Consider the following 16,366-nt stretch of genomic DNA (forward strand, 5'->3'; position numbering starts at 1 on the left):
TCTATCCAAACTGATTCAACACTGTAAAAATGATGCCGGCTTTTTGCGCTTAACACTATGCACAGAATGTAATTTGAACGAGATTGCACATGATAAGTGCCATAAAAAAAGCGCATCCGGAGATGCGCTTTTTCGTTCTATTGGCCTGATTACAGGTCGAATAATTTACCCGGGTTCATAATCCCATTCGGGTCAAAGACCTGTTTCAAGGCTTTCATATATTCGATTTCTTCAGCAGAACGCGAGTATTCCAGATATGGCTTTTTGGTCATGCCAACACCGTGCTCTGCAGAAATTGAACCGTCATATTTTTTCACGGTATCAAACACATACTTGTTCACCACCTGACATTTGGCAAAGAATTCATCTTTGCTTAAATCGGCAGGTTTCAGGATGTTCAGGTGCAGGTTACCGTCACCAATATGACCGAACCAGCAGATTTCAAAGTCCGGATAGTTCTCAGCCACAATCGCATCAATTTCTTTAATGAATGCCGGCACGTGGGTAATCAGCACTGAAATATCGTTTTTGTATGGAATAAACGGCGCAATCGATTCCGAAATATCTTCACGTAAACGCCATAAGCTTTCGACCTGATCCAGGCTTTGGCTGAGTACGCCGTCCAGCACCCAGCCCTGTTCCATACAGTGCTCAAAAATTTCCATTGCCTTGTCCATAATCGGTTCAAATGGCGCTTCAAATTCAAGCAATACATAGAATGGACATTCAGTTTCAAACGGACGCTGTACATGACCATTGGCCAGTACTTTCTGCATTGCCAGTTCACCAAAGAACTCAAATGCGGTTAAATCAATTTTGGCCTGGAAAGCATGCAGCACAGGCATCACTGCATCAAAATCCGGTACACCCAGCACCATCACCTGCAGGTCTTGTGGTTGACGTTCCAGCTTGATTTCCGCTTCAGTGACTAGGCCTAAAGTCCCTTCACCACCAATGAATAAGTGTTGCAGTGCATAACCGGTGGCGTTTTTGATCATACCTTTGTTTAAACGCAGCACATCCCCTTTACCGGTCACCACGGTTAAGCCCAGCACCCAGTTACGGGTCATGCCATATTTAATGACTTTAATGCCGCCGGCATTGGTACCAATATTACCGCCAATTTGTGATGAACCGGCAGAGGCGAAATCGACCGGGTAATACATGCCCTGCTCTTCGGCATAGTTTTGCAGCTGTTCAGTCACCACACCGGCCTGTACGCGCACCATGCGGTCTGCCGGGAAGAATTCCAGAATCTGGTTCATCTTGTCCATACTGACCACGATTTCACCGTTGGCCGCTACCGCACCCGCAGAAAGACCGGTACGACCGCCCGATGGGGTCACTGCGACATTGAACTGATTGGCAAGTTTCACAATCGCTTGCACCTGCTCAGTGCTCGATGGAAAAACGATGACGGATGGGTTTGGATCAAAGTGCTTGGTATGATCTCGACCCCAATTCTGGAGGCTGTCCGCATCAGTTTTAATACGGTTTTCACCTACAATTGCAGTCAATTGGGTCAATAACTCTGGGGTTAAAGCGACTGGAGCATTCATCGTTTGCAGACCTGGCAAGAATTAAACAAGAAGAGATTTATCCGGACTGGCGCTGTACATTTTAAAGTCATGCCAAAGCACAGTAAAAGATAAAAAACGGGCAAGAAACCAACAGCCTGAGGCTGGTTTTTGCCGTCTGGGGCTATTATAAGCGATTTTTCTGTAAAACCTGAGAAAAACCATCATTTTGATAATATAGCTTTGAAAATACAGAGTTAATTCAACCAAAAATGAATCCTGCGTTTATATTTTCTACAGAAATAGCAGACCGATCAGCCATAAATGGAATGTATCTCCTGCCCGCTCCTATGATATGATACTGCCACTAAATTTGGCCTTTGTAGCGGAGCCGTAATGAGCCAACATCTTTCACTACCTAAAGATAAAATTCGTTTCCTGTTGTTAGAGGGCGTTCACCAAAATGCCATCGACACGTTAAATGCTGCCGGATATACCAACATCGACTACCGTAAAACTGCGCTTGAGGGTGAAGCGCTGAAAGAAGCGGTCAAAGATGCACACTTCATTGGTATTCGTTCACGTACGCAATTAACTGAAGAAATCTTTGAAGCTGCGAACAAGCTGATCGCGGTTGGCTGTTTCTGTATCGGAACCAACCAAGTCGATTTAAATGCAGCCATGGTACGTGGTATTCCAGTATTTAACGCACCATATTCAAATACCCGTTCTGTTGCGGAACTGGTCCTTGCTGAACTGATTCTGCTACTTCGTGGCGTACCAGCCAAATCGGCATCATGTCACCGCGGTGGCTGGGAAAAATCTGCAGCGGGTTCTTTTGAAACACGCGGTAAGACTTTAGGTATTGTGGGTTACGGTTCAATTGGTTCGCAACTGTCTGTGCTTGCTGAAAGCCTGGGTATGCATGTGATCTATTATGATGCAGTGACCAAACTGCCAATGGGTAATGCGCGCCAGGTCGGTTCTTTGGCTGAATTGCTGGCCAATGCAGACGTGGTATCGCTACACGTGCCAGACGTTCCATCAACCCGTAACTTTATGGGCAAAGAACAGTTTGCACAAATGAAAGAAGGCGCGATCTTCCTGAATGCGGCACGTGGTACCTGTGTCATTATTGAAGATCTGGCAGATGCAATTAAATCAGGTCATCTGGCTGGTGCTGCGGTTGACGTATTCCCGAAAGAGCCGAAAGCCAATGGTGAAGAATTCGTTTCTCCACTGCGCGGTCTGGACAATGTGATCCTGACTCCACACGTGGGCGGTTCAACCATGGAAGCGCAAGCCAACATTGGTCTGGAAGTGGCTGAGAAATTTGTGGCTTATTCTGACAAGGGTATGACCCTGTCTGCAGTGAACTTCCCTGAAATTGCCTTGCCATTGACTGAAGGTAAACACCGTTTACTGCACATTCATAAAAACATTCCAGGCGTATTGTCTAAAATCAACAACCTGTTTGCTGAGCAAGGCATCAACATTTCGGGTCAATCTTTAATGACTAAAGGTGATGTCGGTTATCTGGTGATGGATGTGGATGCAACTGCATCTCAAGAAGCACTGGATATGCTGCATGATGTTGAAGGCACTATCCGTGTACGTGTTCTGTTCTAATTTCAATTAGACAGTAACACCCAAAACCACAGCCCTTGCGCTGTGGTTTTTTATTTCCCGCTTCTAAAACAATACGCAATCCTTATTTTATGTTCTTTTGAAATCGTGAATGAGCCTTGTTTTATCTGCTGGCCACTTACGCAGCCACGACATGGAAGCGTCATCTGTTCATGCTATGCTAGCGGCTATTGATCTGTTGATGATCGCCCTACTCTCCCAACCAGCCCATTCCAGTTATGTCGATACTTCAAAATGCGCCGCATCTCCGCGCTGTGCTGTTGTTGCTGATTGCCATGCTCAGCCTGCAAAGCAGCGGCTCGATGGCCAAACTGCTGTTTGATCAGTTTCCGATTCTGACCGTTTCTGCCATGCGGCTGCTGCTGAGCGCGCTGGTGCTGATGCTGATTTTTCAGCTCTGGAACATTCAGCCCAAAGCTATACGCTGGCCAGCGATTTTCAGTTACGGTGCCGCACTGGCCGGCATGAACATGCTGTTTTATCTGGCGATTGACCGCCTGCCACTGGGGATTGCGGTATCGTTTGAGTTTATCGGGCCATTAAGCGTGGCGCTGTTTTATGCCCGGCGCAAATTCGACTTTATTTGGGTCGGCCTCGCCATTGTTGGGCTGGTGCTGTTGTTTCCTTTTGATCAGACCGCGCAGCCGCTCGATGGTCTGGGCGTGTTGTTTGCCTTAGGCGCCGGTGCCTGCTGGGCCTTATATATTGTGGCCGGACAGAAACCATCGGGTGTATCCGGGAATCATACGGTCTGTCTGGGTATGCTAGTCGGTACCCTGATTTTATTACCCATTGCCTTATGGGATGGTCTGCCTGTTAGCGTATTTGAACCAGGCAATTTCATCTATTTTATTGCCTTGGCAGTTCTGGCCAGTGCCTTGCCCTTTAGTCTGGAAATGATTGCACTTCGCAACCTGACTGCACTCAGTTTCGGTACACTGATGAGCATGGAACCGGCCATTGCCGCGCTCTCCGGTTTTGTCTTTTTGGGCGAACAGTTGCTCTGGAATCAATGGCTGGCCTTAAGCACCATTATTGCCGCCTCCATTGGTTGTACCTATACCGTGCAGCAGCGCAAACAGCAGTCCAGTTAAACGGTGTGGATCTGGCCAGACTGAGCCTCCTGCTGTGTAGTGCTGGAATTTATTTTGACCGGCTACTCATCAAAATTTAAGCAAATTGCTATAATCAGCAGCATCTCCCCAATGTGCTGACACCCTCCGGTGTTGGTGGTGCGCTTATGCAAAATGCTCAAATGCTGTCGGTGCTGTTCATGGTGCTGTCCATGACCTCGTACCAGATTAGTGCCTCCTTTGCCAAACAACTGTTTGAGGTGCTCGATCCGCTTACCGTGACCATTTTACGGTTGTGCTTTGCCGCCATTATTATCTGCCTGATGTTCCGTTCCTGGAAGATTATTTCCCGGCTGTCCTTTTTAAAATGGCGTGATCTGCTCTGCTATAGCGCCGCCCTGTGTCTGATGAATGTACTGTTCTATATGTCACTGGGCAAATTGCCGCAAGGGATTGCGGTTGGTCTGGAATTTATTGGTCCGCTAGGGCTGGCTTTATTGTCGATTAAACAGCGCAGTGATTATATCTGGGTGCTTTTAGCCATTTTGGGAATTGCGCTGATGGTGCCTTGGGGACAGGCCAACAGTGACAATTTTTCAGTCTTTGGTGCCCTCTGTGCGCTGGGCGCCGGCTTTTGCTGGGCCCTCTATATTTATTTCGGGCAGCGCGTGGTACAGCAGAATATTGGCATGCATGCCCTCACCATTGCCATTAGTCTGGCTGCGCTGACCCTGTTACCCATTGGTCTGTATCACAATGCCGCGGCCCTGGTCGATACCCAATACTGGGGCAAAGCCATCGCCATTGCCATTTTGGCCACCGCCATTCCGTATGCACTGGACCTGAAAGCCTTACAGCATTTAAGCAAGCTCAGTTATGGCACCCTGTCCAGTTTATCGCCGGCACTGGCCGCGCTAACCGGTCTGGTGTTACTCGGTGAACAGATCAGCCTGTTGCAATGGGTCGCTTTATTCTGCGTGATGCTGGCCTCCGTGGGCGTGACTCTAAGAGCCAGCCGTAAGAAAGCTGTCAGCCCTTAAGCAAAAAGAGAGATCAAACAAGATGAATAAAAAGATGGCCAAGAGAGCCATCTTTTTTAAGTCCTGAATTTAGACCAGACTGTCTTTTTGAATGGCTTTATATTTGCCGTATTCATTTAAATACTGTTTGGCCAGCTCGGTTTTCTGGCGTTCTTCCAAAATTTTCCCAGCCTGCTGGAAAAAGCCATGTTCTTCTTCCTGCAAATGATGATGCACTTTTTCAGACAGCTGCTTGGCAATCGCCAGCCAGCCCGGATTGCTAAATTCGGTTTCGGTCAGTTTTTCCAGCAGTTCATCCATTTCATGATGTTCTGCCAGCGCATGCCGGGTAATGTTCAGCCCGGAATCGGTCATCATTAGTGGAATATAAAAATAACGGTCTTCGGCCACAGCATGGGCGAATAATTCATTTTTCAGTTGATCAAACAGCTCGCGGCGTTCTGGTGTATCCCCCGAGGTCTGGATTAAACGCTCGGCCAGATCACGCTGTATTTCATGGCTTTCACGCAGTGCTTCAAAAATATTCATGTTGTTATTACCCTTTCAAATGCCAAAATTTAAACACCCGACAACGGGTTGCATCATTATTGTTAAGCAGACAGGTCAGGCTAAGCATTCACTATACGCCAAGCCCGTGCGACGGTTCCTGCAGCAATTTGTATGGGAAATTTTAATAATGAGAATGATTTACAACCAGAACATCTGATAGGCCATGCGTACAATCAGCACACTAACCAGGACCAGAAATACAATCCGGATAAAGCCGCTGCCATATTTAAAGGCCAGACGTACCCCGACCAGAGAACCGGTAATATTAGCCAGTGCCATCATCGCCCCGACCATAAACAGCACATGACCCGTGGGAATAAAGAAACTCAGCGCTGCCAGATTGGTCATAAAATTGGCAATTTTCGACAAGGCCGAGGCATGCAAAAAATCGACCTGTAAATAACGAATAAAATAGAAAATAAAAAAGCTGCCCGTGCCGGGGCCAAAAATACCATCATAAAAACCAATCAGCACACTGCCCAACGCCGCCAAGAGCAACATTTTGCGGTTTAAAGTCTGCTGCACATGCAGCTGGCCAAACTGCTTTTTCATGAAGGTGTAGATGGCAATCACGATCAGCATCAGCAGCACAAAGGGCCGCAAAATATCGGTCGGAATCATTGACACGCAGGCTGCGCCAACGAAAGAGCTGAGAAAGGCACATAGCCCGATCACGCCCAGCAATTTCCAGGACAGCTGCACTTTGCGTAAAAAAGAAAAGGCCGCCGAAGCAGTGCCACAAATGGAAGCCAGTTTGTTGGTGCCAAACACCGTGGCCGGCGCCAGTTGCGGCATTGCGCCCATAATCGCCAGAATCTGGATCAGGCCGCCACCACCAACCGCGGCATCAATTGCACCGGCACAGAAGGCAAAAATCACGAGGCTGATGACGATTTCAATATCCATATCGGGGCAATCCTGTGGCCTCAGTGCAGATGAAAATTAGAGATTCAAGACCCGTTTTGGTACCAGACGTTTTTTATCGGTAATTTCCGCCAGCCCTAAACATTTCTCGCCCTCAAATACCAATACCTGAGTTGCCGCCGCATGGTCAATATTACTTTCCATGCCGCGACAAAAATATTCGGCCCGGCCTTCTGGCACCTGTACCTGTGGAAAATGCTCAATCGGGGCATAAACCGGCAGCAACAGCGCTTCACGCTCGGCTTCGCTCAGGCTTTCCAGATAATCCAGGGTGTAGCTTGGGATCAGATCAAAATGCCCGGTCTGAATACGGTGCAAATAGGTCAGATGCCCATAGCTGCCGAGCGCCTTGGCAATATCTTCACCGAGTACACGAATATAGGTGCCTTTGGAACAAGTCACATCCAGGGTGATACTATTGTCAGTAAACCCTAGCAGCTCCAGCGCATAAATACTGATGGGACGCGCATCCCGTTCAATTTCAATGCCTTTACGGGCCAGCTCGTATAAGGGACGGCCTTCTTTTTTCAGCGCTGAATACATCGGTGGCACCTGCTGAATATCGCCAGTAAATTGCGTCAGGACGGTTAAAATATTTTCTTCAGTCAATGCCGGTACCGCAGCCTCTAACAGCACTTCACCTTCAACATCACCGGTGGTGGTGCTGTGTCCCAATTGAATGGTGGTCTGGTAACGCTTGGTTGAATCCAGAAGAAAATGCGAAAACTTGGTCGCCTCGCCCAGACAGATTGGTAATAAACCAGAGGCCAACGGATCTAAAGCACCGGTATGTCCGGCTTTTTGCGCACGATACAGCCAGCGCACCTTTTGCAGTGCAGCATTCGAGCTGATACCCAGGGGTTTATTCAATAAAAATACGCCATGCACAGGACGACGCTGAATTTTAGGAGAAGATGCTTTCATGGCAAAAATCGGACAATTCTAAACTGCGCCATGGTAAAACCCTGTGAAAGTATTTACAACGTTTGTGACAGTGAAATCTATTAATGACGCTTCGCTGTGACCTCATCTTGTACAAAAAATCTATTTTATTGTTGAGATTCAGTCGTTACCATGCACTTTAACGCAGTATAAAAATGACCTGTTTGGCTATGTTTTTTTTACTGAAATTCACGCATGATGCTGCGTTTTTAGAACTAGATATTTTTTCATTATAACGAATAACATCACCCCATTTAGGTGCATAGGATATGCAAAAAAATAAATTATGGATGCTCTTGGCAATCATCATTGTGGTGATTGTCAGTCTAATTCTTTGGTTACGCCCAACACAAAGCACACAGTCCAGCAGCTCCACTGAACAGCAAAACAATGCTACACATCACGGTACAAGCGAGGCTAATTTTCAAGCTGGTTTGCCAAGCTATGCCAGTCATAGCCAACAAGACACTGAAATTAACTGTCAAATGCAGCTCGATGCCAGCAATCGCCTGATCGTCAATGAACAAACCCGCAACTGTTTTGAATATTTTATTACCCAGTTTGGTGAAAAGACCTTAGAACAAATCAAACAAGACTTTAAAGGCTATGTTAGCCAAAACCATCAAGAACCAGCACTATCACAAATTTTAGACTTATGGACACGTTATCTCGACTATCGCCAAGCTTTAGGGGAGCTGACACCACCTACAGGGATTGATCAAGAAGACCCTGCTTACTACCGCAGCATTTACACCAATACGCAAAATCTGCGCAAAAAATACTTTTCTAATTATGAAATTGAAGGATTATTTGGCACAGAAGATACGTACCACGAATACACACTTGATCGCATGCAAGTTCTTGCTGACAAGAAATTGAGCGAAGCTGAAAAAGCACAACGGCTAAAAGATTTATTTGAACAACTACCCGAAGATTGGCAAGAAAATCTAGAACAACTGAATAAATTGGATGATTTGCGTAAACTCACTGCAGACATTAAAGCCCGTGGTGGTTCAAGTGAAGAAATTCGCCAAATGCGTCTGAATCTGGTAGGTCCTGAAGCTACACAACGTTTAGAAAACCTAGATAGCGAACGTGCCAACTGGAAGTCTAGTGTTAATAACTACTTAACGGAACGAGATGGTATTATGAAAAGCGGCATGAGTGATGCAGCCAAACAGCAAGCCGTACAAAAGCTACGCCAACAACACTTTAAATCACCAGAAGAACGCTTACGTGCTGAAACGTTTGAGCAAGTACATGATCAAGGAGGCAAACTGCCCTTTGCAGATTAATTCATAACTTTAAAAAAGGGACATAAATTGTCCCTTTTTTGTATGCAAATTTTTCTCAATTCAAGTGCAGTTTTTCAAATTCATTAAAAATCAAAGCGTTAAATATTTATATACATTTGTATATAAAACAATATTTTAGTATTCATCGAAATGCTCGTTACTGTCCCAAAATGACATGGTTTTTAAGCCCTAGCATGAAAAAATAACTGCTCCAAAAACAAGCACTTTTTATTTGTAATAAGTGGCTTAAATAACATGCCCTTGCGGATGAGCATCGGCTAGAAAACAAGAATATAAAACATAGGAATTGTTTATGAAAACCTTCATAAGAACAACACAGGCACTTGCTTTGTCGACTCTAGCGATTGGGCTCAGCATGCATACTCAAGCAGCAGGTAGTGCAAGCCAAGTAACAGCAAAAGTCACTTCAAATTATGCGAAAACCAAATACCCAATTTTAATGGTTCATGGCTGGCTCGGTTGGGAACGCATTGGTACCAATACCATTGGTTTAGATTATTGGTATCAAATTCTGCCAGATATGGCACGCAATGGTTCTACTGTATTTGCAGCTCAGCTTTCACCTGCCAATACTACTGCACATCGTGGTGAAGCCCTCATTGCCCAAGTTGAAGATGTCATGGCAATCACAGGTCAGCCAAAAGTGAATCTGATTGGTCACTCGCATGGCGGCCCTACAGTCCTTTATGCAGCACAAGTAAAACCAAATGCAATTGCTTCAATCACTGGGGTTGCAGGAACTTATCATGGCTCTAAAGTTGCAGATGACATCCAAAATAATACGCTGACCCGTACAGCATTTAATATTCTAGGTGATTATATTATTGGACCATTAATTGCCTTAGGTCAGCTCAAACCTGAACTGGAAATTGACTTTGATGCATCGATGAAGTCCCTCACACAAACAGGTTCAAAAACCTTTAATGCAACGGTTGCACAAAATGCCGTGAAAGATGGCGTTTTAGCAGCGACTGAAAACTGTAATAAAAACCTAAAACCACGTGACAGTAAAGGCATCTATTACTATTCATGGACAGGTGTGGCGCAAGCGACCAACGCCTTAGACATTGATACGATTTTAATGCAACTTGGGCCATTGTCGTATGGCAGCAAAGACAATGACGGCATGGTGGCACGTTGCAGCGCCTTCATTGGTAAAGTCATTAAAGATGACTACAAACTTAATCACACCGATCTTGCCAACATGATGTTTGGCTTAAAAGGTCTATTCGCACCAGATCCTGTCGCGATGTATCGCCAACATGCCAACCGCTTAAAACTACAAGGTTTATAAGCAAAATGCCTTTATATTACGCGATATAAAGGCATTGTTTTTTTATTGCGCTCGCCTCAGGATGAACAATGAAAATATTTCCATTCTTGGCATTGGCTTTAGGGGTGGGTGCAATCTCATCCACAAAAGCCAGCACTGCCTTACAAGCCTATCAAGCATCTTTTGTACTCTCTAGCTATGCGAAAACGAAGTATCCCATTGTCTTTGCACATGGCTTTGGTAGTTTGCTCGGGCATAGCATGAATGTTCTTACTCAGAATCAATATCCTGTTGAGATCACCGCGGCTTTAGATGCAATGCATCCAGAAAAAATACAACGCTTTAATGCGCTGTATGGTTCGAGTGCTATTCCGAAAGATTGCAACAGCCAAGGGACTAAAATCACATCGAATGGGATTCATCATTACTCATGGATGGGCAATCGCCAAGTCACCAATGCAGTCGATGTCATTGAATCCACCGTCGTTACCTTGGGTGGTAGTTTCTTGAAAGGCAGCCCCAATGATGGTGCATTGCCTCTTTGCAGCGGACGCTATGGACAAATTATCCGTCAAGATTATCAACATAATCATTTTGATGAAGTGAATCAGTTCTTCGGCATTATTGGCACTTTTGCACAAGATCCTGTGGCCTTGTATCGCCAACATGCCAACCGTCTTAAATTACAAGGTTTATAAACAAGCATTACATATATCCAACCATAAACCTACGTGGATTGTTTAGATTGAAATCAGGCTGGGACTGCCTAAAACAACAAGAGGAAACAACAATGAAATATGGATTAATCACTGCTGCTTGTATCGCAGCCATGACCATGACGACGGCTCAAGCCAACAGTACGCAAGCCAAACAATATACTGCCAAAGCATCGACACAGTATGCCAAAACCAAATATCCAATAGTATTTGGTCATGGTATGGCAGGTTTTATTCAAATTGGTAGCGATCCTTTCGGTTTAGATTATTGGTATCAAATTCTGCCAGATTTAGCGCGTAATGGTGCCAATGTTTGGGCAACACGTGTTTCGCCATTTAACTCTTCAGAAGTTCGTGGTGAGCAGTTGAAACAACAAGTGGAAGAAATTTTGGCGATTACCGGCGCACAGAAAGTCAACTTAATCGGCCATTCACATGGTGGACCAACGATTCGCTATGTGGCAGGTGTCATCCCAAATAAAGTTGCATCTTTAACTTCTATCGGTGGACCACATAAAGGCTCACCCGTTGCCGATTTAATTTTAAAAGCTGAAGGCACTGTTGTTGAGGGTCCATTGGTAGGTGGCGTGAACCTTGTATCCAAAGCCATCACATGGGCACAAGGCTTAGATCCAAATAGTTTCCCTCACAATTCACTTGAAGGTGGACGCAGTTTAACTGCTGCGGGTTCCGCAGCCTTTAACCAAAAATTCCCAATTGGTATGCCAACAACGAGTTGTGGTGAAGGTAGCTATCAAGAAAAAGGCATTTATAACTATTCGTTCACAGGCGTAGGTCAAGTGACGAATCTACTAGATCCTGACTCTGCGCTCAAAGTGACTGCACTACTGATTGATGGTGGCAAAAACAATGATGGCTTAGTGTCGCGTTGCAGTGCCAAATTCGGTAAAACCATTCGTGATAACTACAACTGGAACCACCTAGACGAAGTCAATATGGTCTTTGGCTTAAAAGCCATGTTTGCTCCAGACCCTGTGGATGTTTATCGTCAACATGCGAATCGTTTAAAACTACAAGGGCTATAAAGCTCAACTCATTAAAGCCCTGCATTGCAGGGCTTTTCTTTGCATTCATGATTGGGATATTGCATGAAAATTAAAACAATATACTTCACCATAGCTGCCCTACTCTTTAGCTCATTCGGTACTGCTTCAAATTTACAAAAAGCACAAAGTAAAAACGTGATCCCTAACTATGCCAAAATGCAATACCCCCTCGTATTTGCACATGGCATGATGGGCTTTAATCGCATTGCTATGGATGTTTTGGGCATGGATTATTGGTATCAAATTTTGCCTGATTTAGCACGTAATGGTTCAACCGCTTTTGCTGCCCGCATGTCCCCTTTTAATTCATCAGAAGTTCGTGGCGAACAATATGTCGAACAGCTCTAAGAAGTCATGGCAATTATGGGTGCTAAAAAACTCAATTTAATTGGACATAGCCACGGTGCCCATGCAGTGCGCTATGCAGCAGGAGTCATGCCACAACATGTCGCTTCTGTTATGACAGTCGGTGGCGCCAATCAAGGCTCAATCGCGGCATCGGATGTGATGAAATTTGCCAGTCAAACTGGTACCTCTGATTTACTAAATACCCTGTTTAGTAGTTTTGGCGCTGTGATTATGTGGGCACAGGGTTTGGATGCACATGCTTTTCCGCATAACGCTTTAGCTGCAGGTCATAGCACTTCTATTGAAGGCACCGCTGAATTTAATCAACGTTTTACGCTTGGGCTATCTTTAAAGCATTGTGGTGAAGGCAAATATAACGATCAAGGCATTGCGCTATATTCAATAATGGGCACAAACAAATGACCAATGCATTAGATTTCAGTGATGCCGCGATGAAGGCACTGGATTTGATCTCTGCTTCTAAAGCAAGTGCAAATGATGGCATTGTCTCGGTCTGTAGCGCTAAATTTGGTAGAACGATTCGAGATGATTTTCCATGGAATCACTTAGATGAGGTGAATTTATTGTTTGGTATCACGGGTATCTTTGCGCCAAACCCTGTCGATGTCTACCGTCAACATGCCAACCGTCTCAAGTTGCAAGGTTTATAAAATTTAGACATAAAAAAATGCGCCAAAAGGCGCATTTTTTCAATTCGATAAAACGTAAAATTACGCTTTACGAGCTGGTAACTTTTCACGGATACGTGCAGCTTTACCAGAAAGTTCACGTAGGTAGTAAAGTTTAGCACGACGAACGTCACCACGACGTTTCACTTCGATTTTAGCAACGATTGGAGAGTGAGTTTGGAATACACGCTCAACGCCAACACCGCTAGAAATTTTACGTACAGTGAACGCAGAGTTCAGACCACGGTTTTTCTTCGCAATAACAACGCCTTCGAACGCTTGTAGACGCTCACGGTCACCTTCTTTAACTTTTACTTGAACAACTACTGTGTCACCTGGTGCAAAAGCTGGGATGTCTTGTTTAAGCTGAGCATTTTCAACAGCTTGAACTAAAGGATGCTTACCACTCATGGGGTATCTCCAATATGTGTGGGTCAGAAGAGGTCTGAGATCCACTGGGGCTAGAGGCTAAAGCGCATAGACCCGATTAACTTTCCCTTTATGCTTGACCGCTTCAAGACATAAAGAGCCTATTTAAATACTCAGTCTAAAGACCAAGCTTTTCATTGCGCCCGAAGCATAAATTAAGATTTATGTTCTGGCAAATCTTTGAGCCATTTCTTTTGCTGCTTGGTCAGTTCCGCCTGTTCAACCAGTTCAGGTCGACGCTCAAGTGTACGCTGATAACGCTGCAAAAAACGCCATTTTTCAATATTGGCATGATGACCTGATTTCAATACCTCAGGCACATCCAAACCTTCAAAATGGTCAGGCTTTGTGTATTGTGGGCAGTCTAACAGACCATCCACAAATGAGTCTTGCACATGGGATTGCTCATCAGACATGGCACCCGGAAGTCTCCGGATAATACTGTCCAACAACACCATCGCAGGCAGTTCACCGCCCGATAACACGTAATCTCCAATCGACCATTCCTGATCGACATATTTCTGGATTAAACGTTCATCGACACCTTCATAACGGCCACACAGCACAATTAATCCGTCATATTGAACAAATTCTTGTACAGCGGGTTCATTTAAGGTTTTACCTTGTGGTGACATATACACCACCGGTACGTTGACCGCACCTGCTTCATGAGCAAGTTCTTTGGCACGGCGGATTGCTTTTGCCAGTGGCTCAGCCATCATCACCATACCGGGACCACCACCAAATGGACGTTCATCCACCCGTTTGTAGTTACCCTCAGCATAATCGCGAGGATTGATACAATGAATTTGCATCAAATCACGTTGTGCTGCGCGCCCGCTAATACCGAAACGTGTAATCGCTTCAAACATTTCAGGAAAAAGCGTAATGACTGCAAAAAACATCGCAGACTCCCGTATTTCCAAAAATATTAGTAATCTACGCCCCAATTGACGTAAATACGACCCGCTTCGAGATCAACGCGTTGTACCACATCTTTATGCCATGGAATCATACGCTCTTCACCATCAATGCTGTCAGCAGTTGCGCGAACCACCATCACATCGTTAGCGCCTGTTTCAAACAGTTCGTGGATTTGACCGAGATTGACTTCCTGTTCCTCATCATCCAGACCTAACACGGTTAGACCTTTTAAATCAGACCAGTAATACTCATCCACACCTGCTTGCGGCAGTTGCGATTTTGAAATCCAGATATTTGCACCAACCAGACCGTCTGCTGCGGTGCGATCGCTCACACCTTTTAAGCTGACAACCAGGCCTTTGCCATGTGGTTTCCAACGTTTTACATCGACAGTTTGCCAACCTGCTTTGGTCTCAATGTACCAAGGCAGGTAGTCAAACATGTTGCTCATAGGTTCTGTATTGGAATAGACCCAGAGCCACCCATTTAATCCATATGCTGAACGTAGCTGTCCAATCTGAATACGATCTTCGGGTACATTCTGTGTTGGTGTCATGGGCTACCTACTACTTAATTCTTTAAAATTATGCAGCAGCTGCAGCTTTCTTCGCTTGAGCAGCTAAAGAAGCAACACGTTCAGAAGGTTGAGCACCTTGTGCTACCCAGTGAGCAAAACGGTCAGCATCTAAACGAAGTTTTTCTGCTTTACCTTGCGCTGTAGGGTTGAAGAAACCGATACGTTCGATGAAACGACCGTCACGTGGATTGCGGCTATCAGTTACAACGATTTGATAGAATGGACGCTTTTTAGCACCACCGCGAGTAAGACGAATAACTACCATGATACAACCTTATAGTTTTTACGGATTATCCCTGTACCGACCATCGATACATTTCAAACCCCTTTCATAGAGGGCAGTATTTTACGCGAAGTTTGCCCTGAATGAAAGATCAAAAAGTGTTTATCCGCAGTTTTGAATTTATTTTCCGTCCCAAGGTAGACAGATATCTGATCCTTTAGTGAATGTATCTTTATCTTTATACCAGCAGCGTTGACCTGCATGGTCCACTGTTAGAGCCCCCGTCCCTGCCAGCTGACCGCCTACGATTGGTGTTGCAGTGAGTGTCCACTCCGTTGCAGTCGAGTTAAAGCTTAAACCATACTGATAGCTGCCATTGTTAGATTTAGGAGTTGCACTTGCAAAACCTACATTTTGAAGGTCGATTGGCGTCACAATTGAACCACTTCTACTCTTTACATAGTGAAAATTTGCCATTTTATATTTTTGTAAGCTGGCTGCTATATCCACCATCTCTGCTTGGGCTTCCATACGCTTAGTTTTACGTACAGAATCTTGGTACGATGGAACTGCAAATGCCATGACTACACCTATGATAGCAATAACAATAATCAGCTCAACTAAGGTAAATCCTTTTGATGTTATTTCCATTCTTCAGCACCTGTCCCGCATGTAGTCATAGTCACATTGTTAGCAGTTTTATTACGACACTGCGTACCTTTACTATTAATCAAATAACTATATAAACGTCCATCAGAAGCTTTTGCTCGAATGACCCAGTTTAATCCTTTAGGTGGAGTCGAAGTTTGACTTAACTTTTTAGTTGTATCATCTCCATCTGCAATTTCTATTGTGTATTTAGCTGTAGTCGCATTTGAACCCGCTGGTATATAAATTGGGTCTGATACCGGGGTATAACCCAAATAATTAAACTGGCGCGATTTATGTTTTTCCAAATCGATTACTAATTGATTTATCTCTTTTTGTATATTTTGATTAATTGATTTACGCACAAAAGATTGATATGCCGGTACAGCAATTGCAGTCAGAATACTGACCACAATTACTACAATCATCAGTTCAATCAATGTAAAACCCTGATAGTTTTTCAT

17 protein-coding genes and 1 pseudogene are annotated in these 16,366 nt (G+C 44.7%); 8 read left to right on the plus strand and 10 right to left on the minus strand.

Going from position 1 to position 16,366, the window contains the following annotated elements:
• Nucleotides 1–149: 149 nt before the first annotated feature.
• A complete protein-coding gene (locus tag ACPEPR_RS01250) occupies nucleotides 150–1,559 on the minus strand; it encodes an FAD-binding oxidoreductase (RefSeq protein WP_045795292.1) in 1,410 nt (469 codons plus the stop codon).
• Between the two features lie 354 nt (nucleotides 1,560–1,913).
• Here ACPEPR_RS01250 and serA point away from each other — a divergent pair, with 354 nt between their 5' ends.
• The 3 genes from serA (at nucleotide 1,914) to ACPEPR_RS01265 (ending at nucleotide 5,277) form a co-directional block, all read left to right on the plus strand.
• Nucleotides 1,914–3,146: a phosphoglycerate dehydrogenase gene (gene serA, locus ACPEPR_RS01255; protein ID WP_005180397.1), complete on the plus strand. Its 1,233-nt coding sequence runs from the start codon at nucleotides 1,914–1,916 to the stop codon at nucleotides 3,144–3,146.
• Nucleotides 3,147–3,382: 236 nt separating this feature from the next.
• A complete protein-coding gene (locus ACPEPR_RS01260) occupies nucleotides 3,383–4,258 on the plus strand; it encodes an EamA family transporter (RefSeq protein WP_005180400.1) in 876 nt (291 codons plus the stop codon).
• A 146-nt stretch (nucleotides 4,259–4,404) separates the two neighbouring features.
• Nucleotides 4,405–5,277, plus strand: coding sequence for an EamA family transporter (locus ACPEPR_RS01265; protein ID WP_423561818.1), 873 nt, complete (start codon nucleotides 4,405–4,407; stop codon nucleotides 5,275–5,277).
• A 69-nt stretch (nucleotides 5,278–5,346) separates the two neighbouring features.
• Here ACPEPR_RS01265 and ACPEPR_RS01270 read toward each other — a convergent pair whose 3' ends face one another.
• The 3 genes from ACPEPR_RS01270 to truB all read right to left on the minus strand — a co-directional run bounded on the left by ACPEPR_RS01270 (nucleotide 5,347) and on the right by truB (nucleotide 7,674).
• Nucleotides 5,347–5,805: a hemerythrin domain-containing protein gene (locus ACPEPR_RS01270; protein ID WP_075168265.1), complete on the minus strand. Its 459-nt coding sequence runs from the start codon at nucleotides 5,803–5,805 to the stop codon at nucleotides 5,347–5,349.
• A 159-nt stretch (nucleotides 5,806–5,964) separates the two neighbouring features.
• The gene (locus tag ACPEPR_RS01275; RefSeq protein WP_423561819.1) at nucleotides 5,965–6,732 is read right to left on the minus strand and encodes a sulfite exporter TauE/SafE family protein; all 768 of its coding nucleotides are present in this window, start codon (nucleotides 6,730–6,732) and stop codon (nucleotides 5,965–5,967) included.
• Between the two features lie 36 nt (nucleotides 6,733–6,768).
• On the minus strand, nucleotides 6,769–7,674 hold the full coding sequence (gene truB, locus ACPEPR_RS01280; protein WP_104473448.1) for a tRNA pseudouridine(55) synthase TruB: 906 nt from the start codon (nucleotides 7,672–7,674) through the stop codon (nucleotides 6,769–6,771).
• Between the two features lie 287 nt (nucleotides 7,675–7,961).
• On the opposite strand from truB, the gene ACPEPR_RS01285 reads away from it, so the two are divergent.
• The 5 genes and pseudogenes from ACPEPR_RS01285 (at nucleotide 7,962) to ACPEPR_RS01305 (ending at nucleotide 13,083) form a co-directional block, all read left to right on the plus strand.
• On the plus strand, nucleotides 7,962–8,987 hold the full coding sequence (locus tag ACPEPR_RS01285; protein WP_104505666.1) for a lipase secretion chaperone: 1,026 nt from the start codon (nucleotides 7,962–7,964) through the stop codon (nucleotides 8,985–8,987).
• 313 nt (nucleotides 8,988–9,300) lie between these two features.
• Nucleotides 9,301–10,302, plus strand: a complete 1,002-nt coding sequence (locus ACPEPR_RS01290) for an esterase/lipase family protein (protein WP_160240921.1) — start codon at nucleotides 9,301–9,303, stop codon at nucleotides 10,300–10,302.
• 68 nt (nucleotides 10,303–10,370) lie between these two features.
• Nucleotides 10,371–10,979: a hypothetical protein gene (locus ACPEPR_RS01295; RefSeq protein ID WP_227554602.1), complete on the plus strand. Its 609-nt coding sequence runs from the start codon at nucleotides 10,371–10,373 to the stop codon at nucleotides 10,977–10,979.
• A 92-nt stretch (nucleotides 10,980–11,071) separates the two neighbouring features.
• On the plus strand, nucleotides 11,072–12,043 hold the full coding sequence (locus ACPEPR_RS01300) for an esterase/lipase family protein (protein ID WP_160240920.1): 972 nt from the start codon (nucleotides 11,072–11,074) through the stop codon (nucleotides 12,041–12,043).
• A 63-nt stretch (nucleotides 12,044–12,106) separates the two neighbouring features.
• Nucleotides 12,107–13,083, plus strand: a pseudogene (locus ACPEPR_RS01305) (esterase/lipase family protein).
• A gap of 60 nt (nucleotides 13,084–13,143) precedes the next feature.
• Here the strand turns inward: ACPEPR_RS01305 and rplS are convergent.
• The 6 genes from rplS to ACPEPR_RS01335 all read right to left on the minus strand — a co-directional run bounded on the left by rplS (nucleotide 13,144) and on the right by ACPEPR_RS01335 (nucleotide 16,366).
• Entirely contained in the window at nucleotides 13,144–13,512 is a 369-nt protein-coding gene (gene rplS, locus ACPEPR_RS01310; protein WP_104500703.1) for a 50S ribosomal protein L19, read from the minus strand.
• Between the two features lie 173 nt (nucleotides 13,513–13,685).
• On the minus strand, nucleotides 13,686–14,435 hold the full coding sequence (trmD, locus tag ACPEPR_RS01315; protein WP_180057383.1) for a tRNA (guanosine(37)-N1)-methyltransferase TrmD: 750 nt from the start codon (nucleotides 14,433–14,435) through the stop codon (nucleotides 13,686–13,688).
• Nucleotides 14,436–14,461: 26 nt separating this feature from the next.
• Nucleotides 14,462–15,010 (minus strand): ribosome maturation factor RimM, encoded by a 549-nt coding sequence (gene rimM, locus ACPEPR_RS01320; protein WP_075167879.1) that lies wholly within the window; start codon nucleotides 15,008–15,010, stop codon nucleotides 14,462–14,464.
• Between the two features lie 28 nt (nucleotides 15,011–15,038).
• On the minus strand, nucleotides 15,039–15,296 hold the full coding sequence (gene rpsP / locus ACPEPR_RS01325) for a 30S ribosomal protein S16 (protein ID WP_004809941.1): 258 nt from the start codon (nucleotides 15,294–15,296) through the stop codon (nucleotides 15,039–15,041).
• A 138-nt stretch (nucleotides 15,297–15,434) separates the two neighbouring features.
• Nucleotides 15,435–15,905: a type IV pilin protein gene (locus ACPEPR_RS01330; RefSeq protein ID WP_180036921.1), complete on the minus strand. Its 471-nt coding sequence runs from the start codon at nucleotides 15,903–15,905 to the stop codon at nucleotides 15,435–15,437.
• Entirely contained in the window at nucleotides 15,896–16,366 is a 471-nt protein-coding gene (locus ACPEPR_RS01335) for a type IV pilin protein (protein ID WP_423561820.1), read from the minus strand. The genes ACPEPR_RS01330 and ACPEPR_RS01335 overlap by 10 nt, the downstream gene beginning before the upstream one ends.

It is taken from the genome of Acinetobacter sp. AND/436 (assembly GCF_049546925.1).
Lineage (GTDB): Bacteria > Pseudomonadota > Gammaproteobacteria > Pseudomonadales > Moraxellaceae > Acinetobacter > Acinetobacter indicus.